This is a genomic window from Vibrio sp. 99-70-13A1, from assembly GCF_013114625.1.
Lineage (GTDB): Bacteria > Pseudomonadota > Gammaproteobacteria > Enterobacterales > Vibrionaceae > Vibrio.
This window is the reverse complement of the sequence record NZ_VTXD01000010.1, coordinates 17,819-39,413: the sequence shown is the minus strand read 5'-3', so window position 1 is coordinate 39,413 and position 21,595 is coordinate 17,819. Positions and strand designations below refer to the sequence as shown.

Annotated in this window: 16 protein-coding genes; 7 read left to right on the top strand and 9 right to left on the bottom strand. The window is 41.2% G+C overall.

Annotated features, from left to right (window positions below):
- Nucleotides 1-108: 108 nt before the first annotated feature.
- A complete protein-coding gene (gene queD, locus F0226_RS08885) occupies nt 109-471 on the bottom strand; it encodes a 6-carboxytetrahydropterin synthase QueD (RefSeq protein ID WP_171735307.1) in 363 nt (120 codons plus the stop codon).
- Between the two features lie 279 nt (nt 472-750).
- On the opposite strand from queD, the gene F0226_RS08880 reads away from it, so the two are divergent.
- Together F0226_RS08880 and asnS are read left to right on the top strand one after the other, a co-directional pair.
- Entirely contained in the window at nt 751-2,397 is a 1,647-nt protein-coding gene (locus tag F0226_RS08880; protein WP_171735306.1) for a methyl-accepting chemotaxis protein, read from the top strand.
- Nucleotides 2,398-2,603: 206 nt separating this feature from the next.
- Nucleotides 2,604-4,004 (top strand): asparagine--tRNA ligase, encoded by a 1,401-nt coding sequence (gene asnS, locus F0226_RS08875; protein ID WP_004734710.1) that lies wholly within the window; start codon nt 2,604-2,606, stop codon nt 4,002-4,004.
- A 172-nt stretch (nt 4,005-4,176) separates the two neighbouring features.
- Here the strand turns inward: asnS and F0226_RS08870 are convergent, their stop codons facing one another.
- The 4 genes from F0226_RS08870 to F0226_RS08855 form a co-directional block, all read right to left on the bottom strand.
- Nucleotides 4,177-5,337 (bottom strand): trypsin-like serine protease, encoded by a 1,161-nt coding sequence (locus tag F0226_RS08870; RefSeq protein ID WP_171735305.1) that lies wholly within the window; start codon nt 5,335-5,337, stop codon nt 4,177-4,179.
- Between the two features lies 1 nt (nt 5,338).
- Nucleotides 5,339-6,034, bottom strand: coding sequence for a hypothetical protein (locus F0226_RS08865; RefSeq protein WP_171735304.1), 696 nt, complete (start codon nt 6,032-6,034; stop codon nt 5,339-5,341).
- Between the two features lie 451 nt (nt 6,035-6,485).
- On the bottom strand, nt 6,486-6,695 hold the full coding sequence (locus F0226_RS08860) for a hypothetical protein (protein WP_171735303.1): 210 nt from the start codon (nt 6,693-6,695) through the stop codon (nt 6,486-6,488).
- A gap of 191 nt (nt 6,696-6,886) precedes the next feature.
- Nucleotides 6,887-8,287 (bottom strand): PLP-dependent aminotransferase family protein, encoded by a 1,401-nt coding sequence (locus F0226_RS08855; RefSeq protein WP_171735302.1) that lies wholly within the window; start codon nt 8,285-8,287, stop codon nt 6,887-6,889.
- 201 nt (nt 8,288-8,488) lie between these two features.
- On the opposite strand from F0226_RS08855, the gene F0226_RS08850 reads away from it, so the two are divergent.
- From F0226_RS08850 to F0226_RS08840, 3 genes are all read left to right on the top strand, one after another.
- The gene (locus F0226_RS08850; RefSeq protein WP_171735301.1) at nt 8,489-8,788 is read left to right on the top strand and encodes a hypothetical protein; all 300 of its coding nucleotides are present in this window, start codon (nt 8,489-8,491) and stop codon (nt 8,786-8,788) included.
- A gap of 420 nt (nt 8,789-9,208) precedes the next feature.
- Entirely contained in the window at nt 9,209-10,711 is a 1,503-nt protein-coding gene (locus F0226_RS08845; protein WP_171735300.1) for an HD domain-containing phosphohydrolase, read from the top strand.
- Between the two features lie 208 nt (nt 10,712-10,919).
- Nucleotides 10,920-12,110, top strand: coding sequence for an amino acid aminotransferase (locus F0226_RS08840; protein WP_171735299.1), 1,191 nt, complete (start codon nt 10,920-10,922; stop codon nt 12,108-12,110).
- A 160-nt stretch (nt 12,111-12,270) separates the two neighbouring features.
- Here F0226_RS08840 and F0226_RS08835 read toward each other — a convergent pair whose 3' ends face one another.
- Entirely contained in the window at nt 12,271-12,879 is a 609-nt protein-coding gene (locus F0226_RS08835) for an outer membrane beta-barrel protein (RefSeq protein ID WP_171735353.1), read from the bottom strand.
- Nucleotides 12,880-13,066: 187 nt separating this feature from the next.
- Between F0226_RS08835 and F0226_RS08830 the strand changes: the two genes are divergently transcribed.
- The gene (locus F0226_RS08830; protein WP_171735298.1) at nt 13,067-14,956 is read left to right on the top strand and encodes a DUF294 nucleotidyltransferase-like domain-containing protein; all 1,890 of its coding nucleotides are present in this window, start codon (nt 13,067-13,069) and stop codon (nt 14,954-14,956) included.
- Nucleotides 14,957-14,961: 5 nt separating this feature from the next.
- Nucleotides 14,962-15,678 carry a 3'-5' exonuclease gene (locus F0226_RS08825; protein ID WP_171735297.1) on the top strand — a complete coding sequence of 239 codons (717 nt, stop codon included), beginning with the start codon at nt 14,962-14,964 and terminating at the stop codon, nt 15,676-15,678.
- Nucleotides 15,679-15,942: 264 nt separating this feature from the next.
- Here F0226_RS08825 and F0226_RS08820 read toward each other — a convergent pair whose 3' ends face one another.
- From F0226_RS08820 to F0226_RS08810, 3 genes are all read right to left on the bottom strand, one after another.
- Nucleotides 15,943-17,826, bottom strand: a complete 1,884-nt coding sequence (locus F0226_RS08820) for a methyl-accepting chemotaxis protein (RefSeq protein WP_171735296.1) — start codon at nt 17,824-17,826, stop codon at nt 15,943-15,945.
- 260 nt (nt 17,827-18,086) lie between these two features.
- Entirely contained in the window at nt 18,087-19,658 is a 1,572-nt protein-coding gene (locus F0226_RS08815) for a BCCT family transporter (protein ID WP_171735295.1), read from the bottom strand.
- A gap of 265 nt (nt 19,659-19,923) precedes the next feature.
- The gene (locus tag F0226_RS08810; protein WP_171735294.1) at nt 19,924-21,522 is read right to left on the bottom strand and encodes a BCCT family transporter; all 1,599 of its coding nucleotides are present in this window, start codon (nt 21,520-21,522) and stop codon (nt 19,924-19,926) included.
- Between the last annotated feature and the right edge of the window lie 73 nt (nt 21,523-21,595).

Below are 21,595 nucleotides of genomic sequence, written 5' to 3'. Positions count from 1 at the left end.
ACATTCAGGTTAATTTAGATACAAAAAAGCGCCAACAATTGGCGCTTTATAATCAGACTATAAAAAGAATTATAGAATTGATGTAAGAATAAGGGTTAACCTTAAACTTTACTCACCGCGGTAAATGCAACCAGCAGTACATGTTTCTTTAATCTCTACTTTACTAAGTAGAGGAAGAGAAGGTTTTAGCTCGTTCCAAACCCACTTCGCTAATACTTCACTTGTTGGGTTTTCTAACCCTTCGATATCGTTCAAGTAGTAATGGTCTAAACGATCGTAAATAGGTTTAAATACCGCTTTAATTTCTGAAAAATCAATAACCCAGCCTGTATGCGGATCAACTTCACCTTCAACATATAAACGAACAAGAAAAGAGTGACCATGCAAACGACCACATTTATGCCCTTCTGGCACATGCGGTAAATGGTGTGCTGCTTCAAACATAAACTCTTTATATAACTCTGTTCTCATTGTGTTTCTCAGGCTAAAAAAATGACACGCAATCTTACGTAAAAGCCTTGATGACTACAAGATCTATAAATATTAACACCAATGCTAACTGAGATATTCATTCCGATTTAGGCATAATTATTTGACACTTGCATCGTCAAATAATTATCACATAACTGCTACATCACATATACATAACCACAACCGGAGTGTGGTCACAGTAATGAAACTAGTACTTAGGTAGTACGTGTTTTTAGGGCTACAGTATCGCTTGTCAAATATCATTTATAAAAACTTATTATGCGCTCAACTATAACGTCAAAAATTTTGGTGGCTCTCGTCATCGTTTTCAGTCTTCTATTAGTTATATCCACTTACTTTCAATATACCCAACAAAAAGAGCTGGTTAACTCTGTGCTAAGTGAACAGTTGCACGACAAAGCCAGTAATTATTTCGACAGCCTCAATATGATGATGCTGACCGGAACCATGGCTCAAAAAGAGACATTACGTCAAAAGGCTTTAGTTCAGGACGGGATCGAACAAGTTCGAGTTCTACGTTCAGATACAGTTAGTAAACTCTATGGAGCTGGTAATCCAAACCAACAGCCACAAGATGACATTGATAGACGAGCTTTAGCTGGCGAAACCGTCATTGAACATTTTAATGGTGAATGGGGGAAAGGAATTGTCGTCGCCTTACCGATGAAGTCGAGTGAGAATTATCGCGGTACCAACTGTGTCGCTTGCCACATGGCACCTGAAGGTGAAGTGTTAGGCGCAATCCGGTTGGAATATAATCTTAGCCACGTCAATTCAATGATCAATACCCAAACGGTCACCGCGATTGGCATCATGGCGGGTATTTCTCTTGTCGGATTCATTTTGACGATGACTTTAATTAGAAAAATCATTGTCCGCCCTATTCAAAAAACGTCACGCTTCATGACCCAAGTCAGTGTTGATAAAGATCTATCACAACGATTGAAAGCTACTCGTCAAGATGAAATTGGCACGCTCGAAACTTCCATAAATTCATTCATGGGAACGGTGTCGGATAGCCTTAAGCAAGTACAAAACACTTCTCACAAACTCAATGCTTCTGCTCACCAGCTCACTGGAGTGGCGCAAACCACTGAAAATGCTGCCAGTAACCAACAAGAAGAAACCAGTGAAGTTCAAGATAATATGGGGGGCATACAGGCGCAGCAGATCAATGTAGAAGAAGCAACGGTGACCGCTTCTGAACTAATATCACATACCGCTGATGTCGCATTAAAGAGTGCCAGCCAGGCTCAAAATGCCAGTAAAGATATTAAAGATTTGGTCGGCAATATTGAGGAAGTGAAAAATAAAATCACCTCACTCAACCAGCAAACATCCGAAGTGTCTTCTATTTTGAGTGTCATTCGAGGCATTGCTGAACAAACAAACTTATTAGCTTTAAACGCTGCAATTGAAGCTGCCCGGGCAGGCGAGCAAGGTAGAGGGTTTGCCGTGGTTGCAGATGAAGTTCGCCAATTAGCTTCTCGCACGGCAGAAGCAACAGGAAGTATTGAATCCATTATTGGGCAGTTCCAGAAAGGAAGTGAAGAATCTCTAGTGTCGGCTGATAATGTATGTGAAAAAGCATATTCTAATTCAGCGGATATCGATGCTCTATCAAAAGAGATGAGTAATGTGGTCGATGAGATGCAGCAAGTGCTTCAACATGCGCAGAATATACAAACTCAGACACAGTCAACCACACATGCCACTAAGGAAGTGCAAGATAAAGTGAAGATGATTTCTTCTCATGCCGACAACACGTCACAGTCGGCAAGCCAAACGAGGGACATCAGCCATAGCTTAGAAGATCTTTCTGTTCATTTAGAATCTTTGATCAACCAATTCAAGTTCTCTCATGAGCAAATTAATGACCGACAGGCGAAAAACGCAGGTAAATAGAGCAAAAAATCAACCGTTATGATTTTTTCGCCTAGCAGGCAAGAATAAAGGTTGAAGCTGTCTGTATGACAGGTAATATGTTCAATCGATTTAAAAAGTTTATACAACTCAATGTTTCGGCTAATTATTGTTCAAATAACGGTTTATTTGCTGCAATGCTAGAAACTTTGAGTTGAATTTGTCCCTCAATGGAGAATGAAATCAACATGACTTACGCGCCTGTAACAGACGTACTTGGCGGCAAACTAGCGGTAGACAGTGAAGTAACTGTTCGCGGCTGGATCCGTTCACGTCGTGATTCCAAAGCTGGAATCTCTTTCCTTGCCATTTATGACGGCTCTTGTTTCGACCCGATTCAGGCCGTGGTTCCTAATAATCTTAATAATTACGAAGACGAAGTATTAAAGCTAACAACTGGCTGCTCTGTTGAAGTAACGGGTAAGATTGTTGAGTCTCCTGCGAAAGGTCAAGACTTCGAACTAGCTGCAACTGACGTTAAAGTTGTAGGCTGGGTTGAAGACGCTGACACTTATCCAATGGCTAAGACACGTCACTCTATCGAATACCTTCGTGAAGTTGCTCACCTACGCCCACGTACAAACGTGATCGGCGCAGTAGCACGTGTACGTAACTGTTTATCTCAAGCGATTCACCGTTTCTACCACGAGCAAGGCTTCTTCTGGACTTCAGCTCCGCTTATCACTGCATCTGATGCAGAAGGCGCTGGTGAAATGTTCCGCGTTTCTACGCTAGACATGGAAAACCTACCTCGCACTGACGAAGGCAAAGTGGACTTCAACGAAGATTTCTTCGGTAAAGAAACTTTCCTAACAGTATCTGGCCAACTTAATGCTGAAGCTTACGCTTGTGCACTAAGCAAGGTTTACACGTTCGGTCCTACGTTCCGTGCTGAAAATTCAAACACAAGTCGCCACCTAGCTGAGTTCTGGATGGTTGAACCTGAAGTTGCGTTTGCAGACCTTGACGATGTAGCGAAACTTGCTGAAGACATGCTTAAGTACGTGTTCGCTGCTGTTCTTGAAGAACGCCGTGATGACCTTGAGTTCTTCGCTTCTCGTATCGACAAAGAAGCAATCACTCGTCTAGAGCAATTCGTAGACGCTGATTTCGCACAAGTTGACTACACTGACGCAATCCAAATCCTACTAGATTCTGGTAAGAAATTTGAATTCGACGTTGAGTGGGGCATCGACATGTCTTCTGAGCATGAGCGTTACCTAGCTGAAGAGCACTTTAAAGCGCCTGTTATCGTTAAGAACTACCCGAAAGACATCAAAGCTTTCTACATGCGCTTAAACGACGACGGCAAAACAGTAGCAGCTATGGACGTGCTTGCACCAGGCATCGGTGAAATCATCGGTGGTGCACAACGTGAAGAGCGTCTAGACATTCTAGACGAGCGCATGATTGGTATGGGCATCGACCCTGAGCACATGAGCTGGTACCGCGACCTACGTAAATACGGCACAGTGCCTCACGCTGGCTTCGGTCTTGGCTTTGAGCGTCTAGTGTCTTACGTAACTGGCATGGGCAACGTTCGTGACGTTATCCCGTTCCCACGTACTCCACGTTCTGCGAACTTCTAATATCAGCTTGCTTCTTACTTAAAGAAGTCAGTAACAAATAAATAAAAACCTCCGTTTATACGGAGGTTTTTTTATACTTGCTTATTTATAAGCGCTTACTTATAAAAGCCTATTGATACAAGCTTAGAAGCTAAGGTTTAATCTAAGACTTACATTAAGTTTAAGGTTAAGGCTAATCAGCAGTACGGACTAAGAAGTGATCCAGCAAGATCTTCTCATTCGTCTTTTCTAACGGTTTAAACTCAATGACCATTTGATCACCCTTTTGCTCAAAAGCATTCACTTTAAGGAATACACTTTCCTTATCCGCTTTAATGTTATGAGCGACTTGTCGTCCATTTACAAACACATCAAACGCAGGTGCTTTCGGATTAGCAGGAATCACAGTTTCAAAAGTATACTTCGCTCCTGAAGTTGCATAAGCGGTATTGTAGATACCTCCATCTTCCGTCCAATATGTGTTATTGAAATCCATGTTTTTCGCTTTCCAGTAACTATAGAAAGCATGAAGATTTTCAACATCATTTTGTGTGGTAGATGTCCATTTCACATTCTGCAGTTCAACCAATTCAGAATAGCTGAAGCCATGTTTTTTCATATCATGGTTCAGTGAATCTAAACGACCAATTACATCATCAAACGTATCTTGCCAGCCAAGCTCACCGTAATATTGTAAGCCGATTTCACCGATGATATAGAACTCACCTTCTCGTTCAATCGTAATACCTGAACCAGAATCGCCATGGATGATTAGCCATTGCAAATCACTTTGAGGCAAAATCACAGGGTCATATTTATATTCCGCTAGCCATTTTTTATCAGTATCGTTGTACTTAACAAATTTTTGACCGCCATTACGCCCATTGTAATTACCGAAACCTACGCTGTTCACTTCGTATATTTCTGAGTGGCTAAACATCCCTTTCTCAGGCAGTTTGGCAGGTTTAATCCCTGTAATGGGAGTGTCTAGACGTACAAGCGCAAAATCATAGATACCATCGGTAAATTCATACTCTCCCCACTCCCCTTTCGGATCGGTAGTAGCGCGTGATGTATGGACAACTTTATACTTACCTTCCTCGTCTTTCTCATAAGAAGAACAAGTCACAGCATTTTCGTAGCCTTCACTTTTAGCCCCAGACACATGGTTCGCGGTAATAACCCAGTAAGGATCTATCAAAGTAGCTGAACCTGCGTTCATGTGACATGCAAAATCAAACTGCTTCTGTAGCGCAAATGCTTTATGTTGGCTGACTGAACGGTCCATTTTACCTAAACCAGCATGAGCAGAAAAAGCGGTCAGAATAGCGGATGCAAGAATAACTGTTCTCATATTACTGAACCTCTTTTAGTTGGATTGCTTCTAAGCCGTGATAACCCTGCGAGGTTTCAAAATCAAACTGTCTATAGTGTCGGTTAAATGAGATATCCACCACGTCATCAGGATTCTTAATTTCAAAGGTAATGGTGTTTTTAATGCTGGTCATATGAAATGAAATGTCATTTTGAATAGTGATACATTCATTTGCTACACAAGCCGTTACATCCGCTGATGAAAGCCAGTTGTGTGTGTAAAGCTCAATTGAGTATTTCCCATTAGATTCAGGCTGAACTTGAAATGAGAAGCCACCATTTCTTTGAAGCAAGCCAGAATAAGATAGCTGAGTTAAGTAATCCTCTGAACTTCCTCCTTGCCAATGATATCGGTTCGAAGTTGCATTTTTTGAACTATCCGTTGCGACTGTTTTTATTTCACCGACCTCGGTAGCTTCACTTATCATATAAGTACTTGGCTTACTAACCGACTGTCTATCACCGTACCAAAAAGCCCAATCTAAGCCGTCTAATTCAACATCTCTTGCGTAACGGTATTTACCCTCATCTAATTCATAGCCAATAAATTCGCTTTCTATAGACAAGTTGGTTGTCTGTACGGTTGAGACGTTGCTTAAACGCTCTAGATCTACCGCTATTTCATCTGCATATACACTCGTAGTTAATAGAGCTAATGCAATAAGCTTTAATTTCATGTTTTACCCTCCGTTTAATCCTTAGTGATTGTACGGTAAAGATTTTTTCAATTTGTAAGCCACTGTAAGCAAATCATTTTCTGTCTAAATGGATGATATAGGCAGTTTATTGGCGGCGATCTTTTATGAATGAGCAACAAGTTGGGCTAAAGCCTAAAAGTATCCGGTCAAACGATTGTCAGTAAGTGATACGCACCCCAAGTTACTGCAACTTATTACTTACAAAGTCTTACATTGAGATAGATAACAGGTGGATGTGGAACTTTTATCTATAGTTGAAAGGGTAACTTTTGGATTGGATTGGATTGGATTGGATTGGATTGGGCTAGTGAAGCGCAAGCCATAACTTTATATACAAAAAAGCTCTACCTAAAGTGGTAGAGCTTCATTTGATATGATTAGTCAAAGTACTTGTAGAAAAACGCAAAAATATAAGTTCAGTACATTAAAGCTAAGAATCGATATCTTGAGACACTGCAAACTTAATAGCGACACCACAAATTGCGAGCATAACGAACGGGATAGCAGCGGTTGTGTATTCAGCCCAAGCCATATCAGCGAATGCTTTAGCCAGTAATACGTGCCCAATAATAAGTAATAAAGCACATACAATCGCCACTAGAATTAACTTAACTTCATTTCCCATTTGTGTATTCAACATCGTCGTATCTCCAATTATTAATCTATTTATATTGGAACACAGTTTTAGTCGAACAAAGGCGTACAATTTTAGCGCTAACAAGCCATACAGTTTGATGTGATGAGAGATCTGTCGATAAAAATAAGAATTTCAAGTAATCAGCGCTTATGGGTGTCACTTACACAACCAACTTAAAAGATTCACTCAAACTTTCAATAGTTAAGCCGATGTGCAAGCTTCCCCAATAACTTCAAAGCCGCATCCTTTTGATCGGTAAGTTCATAGGAAAAATTCAATCTAATGGCGTGATCAACACTTCCGTTTTCACTAAACAGATCGCCAGATGCAACACTTATCCCTTCAGCGATGGCTTGTTGGTAAAATGTCTTACTGTCAAAAGGAGGTTCAAAGCGAACCCAAATGAAATAACCGCCGTCTGGTTCAAGTATCTGAATGCTTTTAGGAAAGTAGTTTTTGAGCTGCTCAATGAACGCTTCTTTTCGTGCAATGAGATTTTTCCTTAACTTACGCAGGTGGTTATCATAGCTTTCATGAGTAAGAAAGTGAGCAATGCCTAACTGAACTGGTGCACTGCTCGACAAAGTAGACATCAATTGCAGCTTTTGTATGGGATCATTAAAACGCTTATTCACCACCCACCCGACTCGATAGCCCGGGCATAAACTCTTGGAATATGAACCGCACAACAATACAGAATCAGATTTGTCGAATGCTTTAAGTGGTTTAGGTTTCACTTCTGAGTAGTACAAATCACCATATACATCGTCCTCAATAATGTAAGTATTATGCTGAGTCGCAACTCTAACCACTTCTTGCTTTTGTTCATTTGATAAGCTGGTTCCGGTAGGGTTTTGGAATGTCGTCATCAGCCAACAAGCCTTCACGTCATGGCTTTCTAAAACACGTGCAAATTGCTCTAGATCCAGCCCTTTTATTGGGCATACCTCCACTTCAATTGGGTTTAACCCTAACCTTTCAATCGCCTGTAATGCGCCATAAAAAGCGGGTGACTCAATCACAACGTTATCACCCGCTTGTGTAACCGCCTGCAAGCTAAGATTAAGAGCCTCCATTGCCCCAGAGGTAATAACGATATCTTGATGGCTTACGGTGATGCCCTGCTGAAGGTAACGCTGTGCAATCTGACGACGTAATGACTCACTTCCCGGGGGAAGATTGTCTATCAAGCTCGCGCCTGTCATTTTTCGCCCTGCACTGGCTAAATTACGAGTCAACGCTGGGAGGGGGAATAAGGCAGGATCTGGAAATGCGGAGCCAAAAGGAATCACACCTTCTGCTGAGCTCGATTTCAAGAAATCAAACAAACGGTCATTAATGGCTTTTTTTTCTTTAGCCTCTTCAGGCTGGTTTTGAACGCCATCTACTCTTGGAGTAACAAAATAACCCGATTGAGGCTTTGCCGTTATCCAACCTTGGCTTTCCAACAACTGATAAGCTTGAAGTACGGTGCTGTTACTGACATTGTAGTTTCGGCAGCTCATTCGAACTGAAGGGATTTTCTCACCGGATCGCCAAGTATTATTTGCGATCTGATCTCGAATATCCTTTGCCAGCTCTTCATAACGTGCCATGTAATACAACTACCTTAATAAATTCAATCAACTGGTTACTCTACCATTAAGTGAGTTCTTGAACCTACCGAACCAAACCATTGCAGTAAATTTCGGTAATTGTGTGAAATGACTCACAGATAACTTTATCTGCTCTGCTAAGTTGGATTACATGACCTAATTAAGTCATGAATCTAACCCTACAAAAGATGCGAGATAACAATGAAAAAAATAGATGCAGAGCAGTTGGATTACAAAGGTGAATCAAATGGTGTTCACAGTTGGACAACACCAAGTGGGCAACCGTATTACTGGCATCCAGATTGGTTACACATTGCTGAAGATGCAACAGGTTCTCACCCAAAACAAAAACTAGAAGTAGAACAAGGACAAACGGTTTCAAAAAAACAGGCTGTTTCAGCGATTTTAAAGCACATTAACGAATGGGCAACGGACAAGTTAGCTTCGCACCCAAAAATTGAAACAGACTCTATTGAGTCGCAAATGAATCTAAAAAAATAGAGCCAACCGCTCATTAAATACATTTTTATCAATTAGTTATAGCTCCTAAATATTGTTAGGAGCTATTTTTATGTCTGCACTCGATTTACCTATCCTTTTTATTGTTAAATCTTTTGTATCATAATGTGAAATCTACCGATAGAATCCCCGGTCTTTATTCATCACAGTTATGGCTATCGCTTGCTAGGATCTATCAATTTTCAAAAAATAAAATGCAAAAAACAGCATCTAACTAAGCAAAGATCTGCGTTGTTGCAAAGAGCTGCGTTACTAATAAAAGAACTACGTCGCTAATTAATGACTAGGTCTAAAATAATGATACTAGTGTGAATAAAAATACTAGCGTGAGCAAAAAGACCAGCTTGAACAAAAATACCAGTGTAAAAAGGTTCTAGCGCGAAATTACAAAAGGGCTTATCCATGGATAAATCGAACTATAATGCGTCTTTAACGTTCAAGTTATACGTTATTGCGGGTGCCTTATTTGGTACATATGGCGGGCGAGTGTGTCCGATGTTAGAAACGCTTACCGCGCTAGAAGTCTTAACGCACGTCAGTATCGTTTTTACTATAATGTTTCTAATTCGACACTTTGCACTTGCTAACCACCACTTAGTGAAAGAAACCAAGTTTGCACAGTTAGATACAACCTTATTTTTTATCGCGAGTGTTCCTTTCGCGATCTATTACAGCATGAGTTACGACTTCCCAATCGACAGCAATCTGAAAGTGTTGTTTGGCATGTCTTTATTTGGTTTCTTCACCGGCACTATTTTGCAGCTAGTGGCTAAGCTTGCTCAAATGGATGAGATGGATCGTACTGGTCAATTCGATTTTTCATTATCAGGTCAGCGTATCTCTTTAGTGAAACAGATGATTTGGTTAGTCGTGCTGTTACTAGGTACATTAACCACAATGCTCACAATGGTTGCTGTGAAAGATGTTTTTTGGTTAGAGCACAACCCTGCCCGTTTACTTGATGGCACGGGGAAAGTGAGTGTGATTAAAGAGTTTATCTTTTTATCTGTCGTCCTTGCTGGCTATGCCGTTACCATCATGATGCTGTGGAGTAAGCTAATTAAGCGAGTTTTACTTAGCCAAGAGTGCTCATTGGAAAAGGTAACCAAAGGGGATACTAACGTTAGGCTGCCTATCTTTGGTTACGATGAGCTTGGTTCAATGGCTTCTTTAACAAACTCGATGCTTGACAGCCTAGAGTCAGCTCAAACTGAAGTAAAAACTACGCGCGATGTTGCAATTGTAAGTTTATCGGCACTGGCTGAATCACGAGACAATGAAACTGGCGCTCATATTTTAAGAACCCAAGAATATGTCAAAGTACTTGCAGAACATCTGAGCTTATCTGACAAGCACTCTTCTTTACTCAACCCTCAATATATTGAGTTACTTTATAAATCTGCGCCGCTTCATGATGTAGGCAAAGTCGGCATTCCTGACAATGTTCTTCTAAAGCCTGGAAAACTGACCGATGAAGAGTTTGAGATAATGAAAGGTCACCCTGAGATTGGGGCAGAAGCGCTTTCTATAGCGGAAAAACAATTAGGAAGCAGTTCATTTTTAAGAGTCGCCAAAGAAATTTCATTAACTCATCATGAAAAGTGGAATGGCTCTGGCTACCCTAATCAGCTTTCAGGTGAAGATATCCCGTTATCAGGGCGTTTAATGGCCCTTGCTGATGTCTATGATGCTCTCATTTCAAAGCGGATCTATAAACCCGCCTTTTCTCATGACAAAGCCAAGAGCATTATTCTTGAAGGTAACGGAACCCATTTCGACCCTCAAGTAGTTGACGCTTTCTTAGCGGTTGAAGACAAGTTTGTAGATATCGCGTCAAATTACCAAGACGGAAAGGCTGATTTGAATGAATTAGAGCGAGAAAGCTTCATATCTCAACCTGTTTAATTCATTTCTTACAAAACACGAATATTCAGCCCCTAATGAGCACCGCATTAGGGGCTTTTTTATGAAAACTTTAGTCTTGATTGAATAATTTCTCTCAAACTGACTTTTTTTTACTTTTCTGTTCGCTTCATGTTGTCTTAAAAAAACCTTACAGGTATAAATACTGGAGTTGTTACTATCCTCCCTTCAATTGACATGGATGAAGATTATGTTTGAAAAAGTTTTAGCTGCTCCTGCAGACCCAATTCTCGGACTGACTGAAGAATTTAAAAAAGATACTCGTGCTGAAAAAATCAACCTAGGTGTTGGTATCTACAAAAATGAAGCCGGCCAAACTCCGGTTCTTAAAACAGTAAAGAAAGCAGAAGCTTCGCTTCTTGAGAATGAAAAAACAAAATCTTACCTAACAATTGAAGGTACGGCTGAATACGGTCTTGCTGTTCAGAAGCTACTTTTTGGTGCTGATTCAGAAATCGTATCTGGTCTACGTGCTAAAACTGCTCAAGCTCCTGGTGGTACAGGTGCCCTTCGCGTAGCGGGTGAATTCATTAAACGTCAACTTGGCGATGCTAAAATTTGGATCAGTAACCCTACGTGGGCAAACCACAATGGTGTATTCGCCGCTGCGGGTATCGAAACAGCACAATACAGCTACTACAATGCAGAAACGAAAGACAAAGATTTCGCAGGCATGATTGCTGACCTAGAAAAAGCATCGGCTGGCGACATCGTGCTTCTACACGGCTGCTGTCACAACCCTACAGGTATCGACCCAACAGCTGACGAGTGGGAAACTCTAGCTAAATTAGTAGCAAACAAAGGGCTATTACCTTTATTCGATTTTGCTTACCAAGGTTTTGCTAAAGGTGTTGAAGAAGATGCTGCAGGTCTTCGTACTTTTGCTAAGTACAACAAGGAAATTTTAGTCGCGAGTTCTTTCTCTAAAAACTTCGGTCTATACAACGAACGCGTAGGTGCATTTACGCTTGTTGCTGAATCAGCAGATATTGCTACGACTGCATTCTCTCAAATCAAGAGCATTATCCGCTCTATCTACTCAAACCCACCAGCCCACGGTAGTGCAGTCGTTACTCACATTCTTGGTGATGCAGACTTACGTGCAGAATGGGAAGCTGAAGTTGCTGAGATGCGTGACCGTATCCAAGAAATGCGTGAGCTTTTCGTAACGACGCTTAAAGCTGAAGGTGTAGACGCAGACTTCACGTTCATCGAACGTCAAAACGGCATGTTCTCTTTCTCTGGTCTGACTAAAGAGCAAGTAACTCGACTTAAAGATGAGTTTGCAATCTACATTGTAGGTTCGGGTCGAATCAGTGTTGCTGGTATGACTAAATCGAACATGGGTCCACTTTGTAAAGGTATCGCAGCTGTTTTATAACGCTGATTTACCAATACACATGGTCTTATCGATTGTTTAAAGATTAATGTAAAAAGCCAGCGCAATGCTGGCTTTTTAACTTTTAGCTTTTAGCTTTTAGCTTTTAGCTTTTAGATAGTAGCTGATCACTAGTTACGCTATGTAGATCATCATTTGAGATTTAATACTCAAGTAAAAAGTTAATACCCAATTCGTTAGTTCTTTGTGTATTGCCATCACGGTGTGCATAAAAACCACCTATCGCAAACTGATCTGTGACTAAATAACGTAAACTTGTTTGATAAATTTCTTCATCAATAAGGTCACTTCGATTCACTTGAATACTACCACTCGCGATCCATGATTCTGCAAAGCCATAGTTTAGGGCGACTTTTCCGCCATGAATAAACTCTGTATCTGAAGACACTGTCGTATTATTCGAGTTCAGCTCAACCTTTGCTTTCGTTATACCTAAATTATAAGACGCAATAAGATCGAAGTCCTGCATTAGGTTATAACGATAGCCTACCCCACCCATTAATGTATCAACACGTGCTGTAGTGTCATTAGGGTGAATAAACCGAGCGGTATAATCCCCTAGTAGTAACCAACTCTCGTTCATCATGTAACTCACACCCAACGCATAAATAGATGCATTCGCGTTTGCTGCAGCATCCTCATTTAAGCTACCAGATCCTGCTGAGGCATAAACGTAATCGTAATCAAGGATATCTGTTGAGTTTTCATTCGCCCATGTGATTGACGAACAAGCTATTGAAGAACAAGCCATCAATACAGGAACCAAACTATACTTGAACATTAGCTACCTCTTTAACTCATAATAAACTGACCGAACTAATAAAAAGGTAGTCTATCCATCAGACTTTAAAAAGGTTTTCGCTCACAGAATGAATTATGACGGCAATATATTTGCAATTGTTGTAACATAAAACCATACGAATTTATGGATACCCCTTATGGAAGCCGAGCTATTAGAGATTCAAAACTTTCTAGCACAATACCCTCCATTCAGCGAACTGCCTGAAGAAACTCTTACCATGATCACCAACAGCGTTGAAATATCTTACTATCGACAAGGTACGCCGATCATTCATTTTGGCGACCAAATTCATGATCTTTATATGGTGAGAAGTGGCGAAGCTGAAGTGTATCGCCGTAAGGGGGAGCTATATAACCGCTTGGATGAAGGTCATGTTTTCGGTCAAATGGGACTCCTCACCAATAATAAAGTTCGCTTTCCTGTTAAAGCCATTGAAGACACATTGCTTTACTGCATTCCAGAAAGCGTATTCATGGAGTTATATGAGAATTTTGATACGTTCGCTGACTTTGTTGAAGTAGAAGATAATGCGCGATTACGCCAAGCTAACTCAGACAGTAATGATGCGAATGATCTGACCACATCTAAGGTAAAAACATTATTAACACGTGAAGCACCATCAATAGATAAAAACCATACGATTCAAGAAGCTGCTACCATAATGGCAGAAGAGCATGTTTCATCATTATTAATTATCGACCCTGATATTGTTGATGATGAAGATGATGACTCTACACCGGTTATTGGTATTATAACTGACCGTGACTTGTGTACCCGAGTGCTTGCTCAAGGGTTAGATCCATCTGATGATGTTGCCAGCGTGATGACTCAAGAAGTGATATCGCTCGACCACAATGCCTACGTTTATGAAGCAATGTTGACGATGCTCCGTTATAACGTGCACCACTTACCGGTACTAAAAGATAAAAAGCCTATCGGCATAATCGAAACCACCGATATTGTTCGTTACGAATCTCAAAACTCTTTATTGCTTGTAAGCAGTATTTTCCAACAGCAAACCATTGAAGATCTCAAAGTCCTGTCTGAGCAAGTGAAAGACAGTTTTGTTCGTTTGGTCAATGAGGACGCCAATGCGCACATGGTTGGCACGGCTATGTCGGTTATTGGTCGAAGCTTCAAACAACGTATTATCGAGCTTGCAGAAGAGTCTTTAGGTGCGCCTCCTATTCCGTATTGTTTCCTTGCGCTTGGTTCTATGGGTCGTGATGAGCAGTTAATCGTTACTGATCAAGACAATGCGATTATCCTTGATGACACATTCAACCATGAAAAACATAACAAGTATTTTGAAGATCTTTCTAAATTCATTTGTGATGGTTTAGACCAATGTGGTTATAGCTACTGTACTGGCGACATCATGGCAACCAACCCAACTTGGCGAATGACGCGTACAAAATGGGAAGAATGCTTTTCTGATTGGATAGATAATCCGAACCCTAAAGCCTTACTCAATGCATCCATCTTCTTTGATTTAGATGGCGTATTTGGTCGTTTGAAATGGGCAGAACAACTGAACAGCTTCATAATTCGACGCGCACGTAAGAACAACCGTTTCCTAGCTTGTTTGGCAAGAAATGCGCTAAATCGCACACCACCACTTGGTTTCTTTAAAGACTTCGTAATGGAAAAAGATGGTCGTCATAATAACTCCATCAATCTTAAAAGACGCGGTACAGCTCCACTTGCTGACCTGATTCGTGTGCATTCGCTCGCGGTTGCTTCTCGCTCACAGAACTCATTTGAACGCTTAGACGATATTATGGACGCGGGTATTCTTCCTAAAGGAAGAGCTCAAGATCTTAAGGATGCTATGGAGTTTATTTCTATGGTTCGAATTAGACACCAAGCACTTGATGTGACCAATGAGATTGAGCCTGATAATAATATCGAGCCTGAGAACTTATCTGATTTTGAACGTCGTAACCTAAAAGATGCGTTCCAAATCCTCAGTAACGCGCAGAACTTCTTAAAGTTCCGTTATCAAGCCAACAATAGCTTTAAGTAACGCTTATGAATTCATTATTTAAGTCACCCGCTGTCGATTGGCCGTTTAAATTTGCTCAAAAGTTTGAGCGAGCAAAAGATGAACGACTAAAGCAATTCTACAGCAACCCTCTGCCAGCACCTGAGACACCGCTGTCTGATGTGAAATTCTTAGCTTTGGACTTTGAAACAACAGGTCTAAATGCAAAAAAAGATGGGATCATCACCATTGGATTAGTGCCGTTTACATTAAATAGAATCTTTCTCAAAGATGCCCGCCACTGGACATTAAGACCCAGCCAAAAGCTTGAGGAAGAATCTGTGGTTATCCATGGTATTACTCATAATGACATCATTGATGCGCCCGATTTGGATGAAGTATTAGATGAAGTACTAGAGGCCATATCAGGGCATATAGTGGTGGTCCACTATCGCCGAATCGAACGAGATTTCTTGGAAAATGCTTTGAAGGTTCGTTTGGGGGAAGGCATTGAATTTCCTGTTCTTGATACTTTGGCAATTGAATCTCAAATTCAATATAAAGACGCAGGGGGGCTTTGGAATAAGCTAAAAGGCAAGAAACCTAAGTCTGTTAGACTTGGACAAAGCAGACGTCGCTACAGCTTGCCTGATTACTCTCCGCACCATGCTTTAACGGATGCCATTGCAACTGCCGAGTTATTACAAGCTCAAATAGCGCACCACTTTGATTCGAGTAAGCCCATTAAAGATTTCTGGCTCTAATTATTCAATATTTATCAGCCAATCATAGCTGTACGCTTTGGGCTTATGGCTTATGGCTTATGGCTTATTAGTTTGGTTTAGTGCTTTTGGGTTTTAGCTTAGTGCTTAGTGCTTAGTGCTTAGTGCTTAGTGAAGAATAACAACGCGTGATACATTCGAAAGAATACAAAAAAGGAGCCAAGAGGCTCCTTTTTTTAATTGTGATTCAATGATGGTAAAGACACTCGCTCACCACCATCTAGTCACTTTCACTTAGCTAGAAGATTACAGCTTAAAGCGACGAATCTCGTTTTCTAGCTCATGCGATAGCTCAGATAACTGAGCAGCTTGATCGGCAGCATCATGAGCTTCAGTTGCAAGCTCATTAGATACATCACGAATTCCTTCAGTGTTACGAGTGATCTCTGAAGTTACAGACGCTTGTTCTTCCGCTGCAGAAGCAATTTGCATTGCCATATCACTGATGCGCTCAACCGCAGTATGAATCTGCGTCAGGCTCGCTGCTGCTGAGTTTGCATCATCAACACTGGTTGTTGCAAGTGAACGGCTATCATTCATGATATTGACCGCTTTACCTGTTGTACCTTGAAGCAATTCAATAGTCTTCTGAATTTCTTGCGTTGAACCATGCGTACGTTGGCTTAACACTCTCACTTCATCCGCAACAACTGCAAAGCCACGGCCTTGTTCGCCAGCACGAGCCGCTTCAATCGCAGCATTCAGCGCAAGCAAGTTAGTTTGCTCAGCAATCCCTTGGATATTCGAAAGGATCATGTTGATGCTGTTACCATGCTCTTCAAGCTCTAGAATAACATTCGTAGCGACTTGAACTTCTTCCGCCAAGTTCTGAATTGAACTTTGAGTTTGAGAAACTTGGTCAGTACCATGAACACTTGCAACTACAGCTTCCGAAGAGTTCTGAGCCGTTTGATCCGCATTACCCGCAATTTCTTGGGTCGCCGCCGCCATTTCATTTACAGCAGTAGCAACCATATTGATTTCATCTTGCTGTAAACGGATACGTGCGCTTCTTTCTTCTGCTTGTGACGCAGTTAAACGAGACTGTTCAGAAAGCGCTGCAGATACATCGCTAAGTTTGATCACCATATGGTGCATGTTGCCCACAAAACGGTTAAAGCTTTTCGCTAGTTGACCGACTTCATCATCACTCTTTGGCTCTAAGCGCTGAGTTAAATCGCCTTCACCACCAGCAATTTCTTCTAAGGCATCAGACACTCGTTTTAAGTCTCTAAATAAGAAGCTTACTAACCATGAAACTAGAAGAATCACGATAAGAGTAATCACGACAGCAGTCGTAATAAGTTGAGTTAGCAGTGTTCCGTGATTCGCTTCTTCTGTTGCCTTATCCATTTGAACACCAAATATCCAATTGGTATTTGGTACTTTAGTAAAGTAGATAAGCTTATCAACACCACGCTCATGAATCATTTCAATCCTGCCGGCGCGCATTGATTGCTCGATAGACGACATGGATAGATCATTAGACAATTGGCTAACTGGCTTCAAGCTAAGAGATTGGTTAGGGTGCGCTAGGAATGTCCCGTCGGTTGCATCAATTAGCATTGCGTAAGCATTGTCACCTACATCTAAGCTAATAACGTCGCTCACAAGTTGGTCAATAAGTACATCAGCACCCACTACACCAACCAAGTTACCGTTATTACGAACAGGTTCAGCAATCGTTACTAATAGTGCTTGAGTAATCGCATCAGTGTAAGCTGTCGTGATGATCTGACGACCTGCTGCATTCGCTTCTTGGTACCAAGGACGTTGACGAGGATCGTAACCCGCTCTGTTACGCTCAGGATGAGAACGGTACATGCCGCCTTCTGGCGTACCTAAGAAAATATCGTCAAAGCCACCCGCTACGCGAGCTTGCTTCAAGAAAGGAACTACATCACTTTCTTGAGAAAAATCATTGAATGCTGAAGCAATATCTCTACGGATATCAATCCAGTTTTTGATGCCTTCCGATGCAGCTTCAGATACGCTTTCTGCTCGTAAATATACGCCATTACGAGTTTGTTCAAAAAGCTGATTTGCCGATAGCCAAGTTAAGGCTGTCGCCATTAATACAACCGCAGATAAGCTTGCGCCTATAAGCTTTTGCTTAAGTGTCAATGTCATGATGAGTTACGCCGTGTGTGATTGAGATCACGCGCATACTATCCAATTACTCTGGTAAATTCGAGCGATTTTAATCATTTATTTTAACAATGTAAGTATTTGTAATTGAACTCCAAAACATGACAAATCACTGCCACAGTCAAAAAAATACCAGCTTATGTTTTGTACATTTATAAAAAAGGCAGATGAAATAAATCATCTGCCTTTCATATTGAATACCAATTAGCTAGCTAACCATATTCGTATATTATTTTGATGGATTAGCGCTTCTCTGTACGCATACCCATCAATAAGCTTACACACATCATTAGTAGAATGATGGTAAACGGAAGTGCCGTTGAAATCGCACCCGCTTGTAATGCCTGAACAGCTTCTGTACCGCCAACCCAAAGTAATGCAACCGCAATCGCACCTTCAAGGAAAGCCCAGAATACGCGTTGCAGTACAGGTGCATCAACTTTACCACCAGCAGTAATGCTATCAATAACCAGTGAACCACTGTCTGACGAAGTGATAAAGAATACAAGTACCAGTACAACCGCAATGATAGAAAGCATGTTACCAAACGGTAGTGAGTCAAACATCTGGAACATAGCCAGTGATACATCCGTTAAACCATTTGCACCTAGTTCACCGATGTTGTTCACTACCTGATCAATTGCCAAGCCACCAAATACAGACATCCAAATTAGAGTGACTGACGTCGGTACAATCAATACTGCCGTTAAGAATTCACGAACAGTACGACCTTTAGAAACACGAGCGATGAACATGCCAACAAATGGTGACCATGAAATCCACCAAGCCCAGTAGAATACAGTCCAACCTTGGAACCAAGCTTCGTCATTACGGCCGTGCGGGTTACTTAGAGGAATTAGGTTTTCTACATACGCCATTAAGGTTGTTGGGATTGAACCTAGTGAAACAGCGTAACCAATCATTCCAACAAGAATCAAAAGCAAGAAAGCAATAATCATGTTGATGTTACTGATGACTTTTACGCCGCCATCAATACCACGTAGAACAGACACTACAGCCAGTAAGGTAACAACCGAAATCACGGCAATTTGAAGCCCTAAACCAGAGTCAATTCCGAAGACATGATGTATACCACTTGCCGCTTGCTGAGCCCCTAAACCAAGAGATGTCGCAAGACCAAACAATGTCGCTAATACCGCTAAGATATCAACAATGTGACCAGCCCAACCCCACGCTCTATCCCCTAATATAGGGTAAAAGATCGAACGGATAGAAAGCGGTAAACCTTTATTATATGTAAAGAATGCTAGTGATAATGCTACAACACCATATATAGCCCAAGGGTGTAAACCCCAGTGATACATTGTTGCGCCTAACGCTAAACGGGCAGCTTCAGGAGTGTTAGCTTCCACACCTAATGGTGTTTCATACCAGCCTGTAAAGTAAGCAACTGGCTCTGCAACACTCCAAAACATAAGACCAATACCCATACCCGCAGCAAACAACATTGAAAGCCACGACATGAATGAGTAATCAGCAGTAGCATCAGTGCCACCTAAACGAATTTTACCAAATGGTGAAACAATCAGAGCCAAACAGAAAACGACAAAAATGTTTCCAGCCCAAATGAATAACCAATCAAACGAACCAATGATCTGCCATTTGATTCCATCTAATGCAGCCTTTGCTGTCGCAGCATCAGTCACCATTACACCAATTAGAAATAGTGCAATGAAACCAGCGCTAATCCCAAAAACAGGGTTATGAACATCAAAACCCCATTTCTGGACATTATCTTGACCAACAGTGTAATCCGTACTGTCGATACTGTATTTATCTATACCTTTAGTCATTATTCCTCTCTTTAGAATACTACTAATATCCCTTATTACCTTATGACTATACAAACGAACATCTTAATGACCCAAGCAGAGTAAGCTCGTTCTCACAATAATTCATATACTTGGATGTACATATTCTAGCAGCTTAGTGCTGTATTTTCAGCAAACTGAAGTGAGTTCGACGATTATTCGACCACTAAACAATATTGTGTAAATTTAAGGCAAAAAAAAGGCCGACAAGATCGGCCTTTAATTACTCGTTTGCTACCAAACTTTACTAGTTAGTACTTTTTTCTAACTTCATAAGTTGGCTTTCAGTACGTAAACCAAGTAACAAGCTTAAGCACATTAGCAATAAAATGAACGTAAATGGTAATGCCATCGAAACGGTTCCAGCTTGTAGTGCTTGAATAGATTCAGTACCACCTACCCACAACAATACAGCAGCGATAGCACCGCCAATTACTGCCCAGAAAACACGCTGTGGTACTGGCGCATCAACCTTACCACCAGAAGTGATACTGTCGATTACAAGTGAACCAGAATCTGAAGAGGTAATGAAAAACACCATAATCAATCCGATAGAAACCACTGACAATAATGAACTCATTGGTAATGCGTCATAAGTATGAAAAAGTGACAGAGTAATATCCTGAAGACCATTAATACCTATCTCGCCAACTTTATTTACTACTTGGTCAATCGCAATGCCACCGAAAATAGCCATCCAGATAACGATAACCGTTGTAGGGATGAATAGCACAGCAATCATAAACTCACGAATAGTACGACCTTTAGAAATACGAGCGATGAACATACCTACGAACGGTGACCATGAAATCCACCAAGCCCAATAGAATACAGTCCAACCTTGCATCCAAGTTTCATCATCACGACCATGTGGATTACTTAGTGGAATAAAGTTCTCAATGTAACCCATTAATGCAGTTGGAATTGCTTTGATACCAGCCATGCCACCAGCGATAGCAACAAAAACCAGCAGACCAAAAGCAACAACCATATTAATGTTACTCAGTAACTTAACACCGCCATTGATGCCACGGATTACCGACATTGTTGCCAGCGCCGTTACTACAGCAATCACGATAAGCTGCATACCGATGCCACCATCAGTACCAAATACATGGTTGATACCACTTGCAGCTTGTTGAGCGCCTAAGCCCAAAGATGTCGCCAAGCCGAATAACGTTGCAAGTACTGCTACGATATCAACAACATGACCAAACCAACCCCATGCTCTATCACCTAATAATGGGTAGAAAATTGAACGGATAGAAAGAGGTAAGCCTTTGTTAAAAGTGAAGAACGCTAGAGCAAGAGCCACTACAGCATAAATAGCCCAACCGTGCAGACCCCAGTTATAAATAGTCGCACCTAAAGCCAACTTTATAGCTTCTGGTGAGTGAGCTTCAACACCAAGCGGCGTTTCGTACCAACCCGTGAAGTAAGCAACAGGCTCTGCTACACCCCAGAACATTAGTCCTATACCCATACCTGAGGCGAATAACATCGACATCCAAGATAAGTTTGAGTGCTCTGCTTTGGCATCATTGCCACCAAGACGGATTTTACCGTAAGGGGAGACAATGAGGGCAAAACAGAAAATAACAAAGAGGTTTGCAGACCACATGAAGAAGCCATCGAAGTTACCAAGAACTTTCCATTTCATGCCATCAAGTGCCGCTTTCGCTGTTTCTGAATCAGCAACAAGCAAAGCAACTAAAAATAAAATAATTGCACCAGCACTAATACCAAATACAGGGTTATGTACATCAAACCCCCATTTCTGGACGTTGTCTTGACCTACTGTGTAATCAGTATTATCAATACTATACTTATCCTTTACAGGCTCCATTTTCCCTCTCTAATTTGCGGCACCTTAAATCAGCAATATTGCATTCGGTGCGTAAATTTCGTCGAGAATAGTA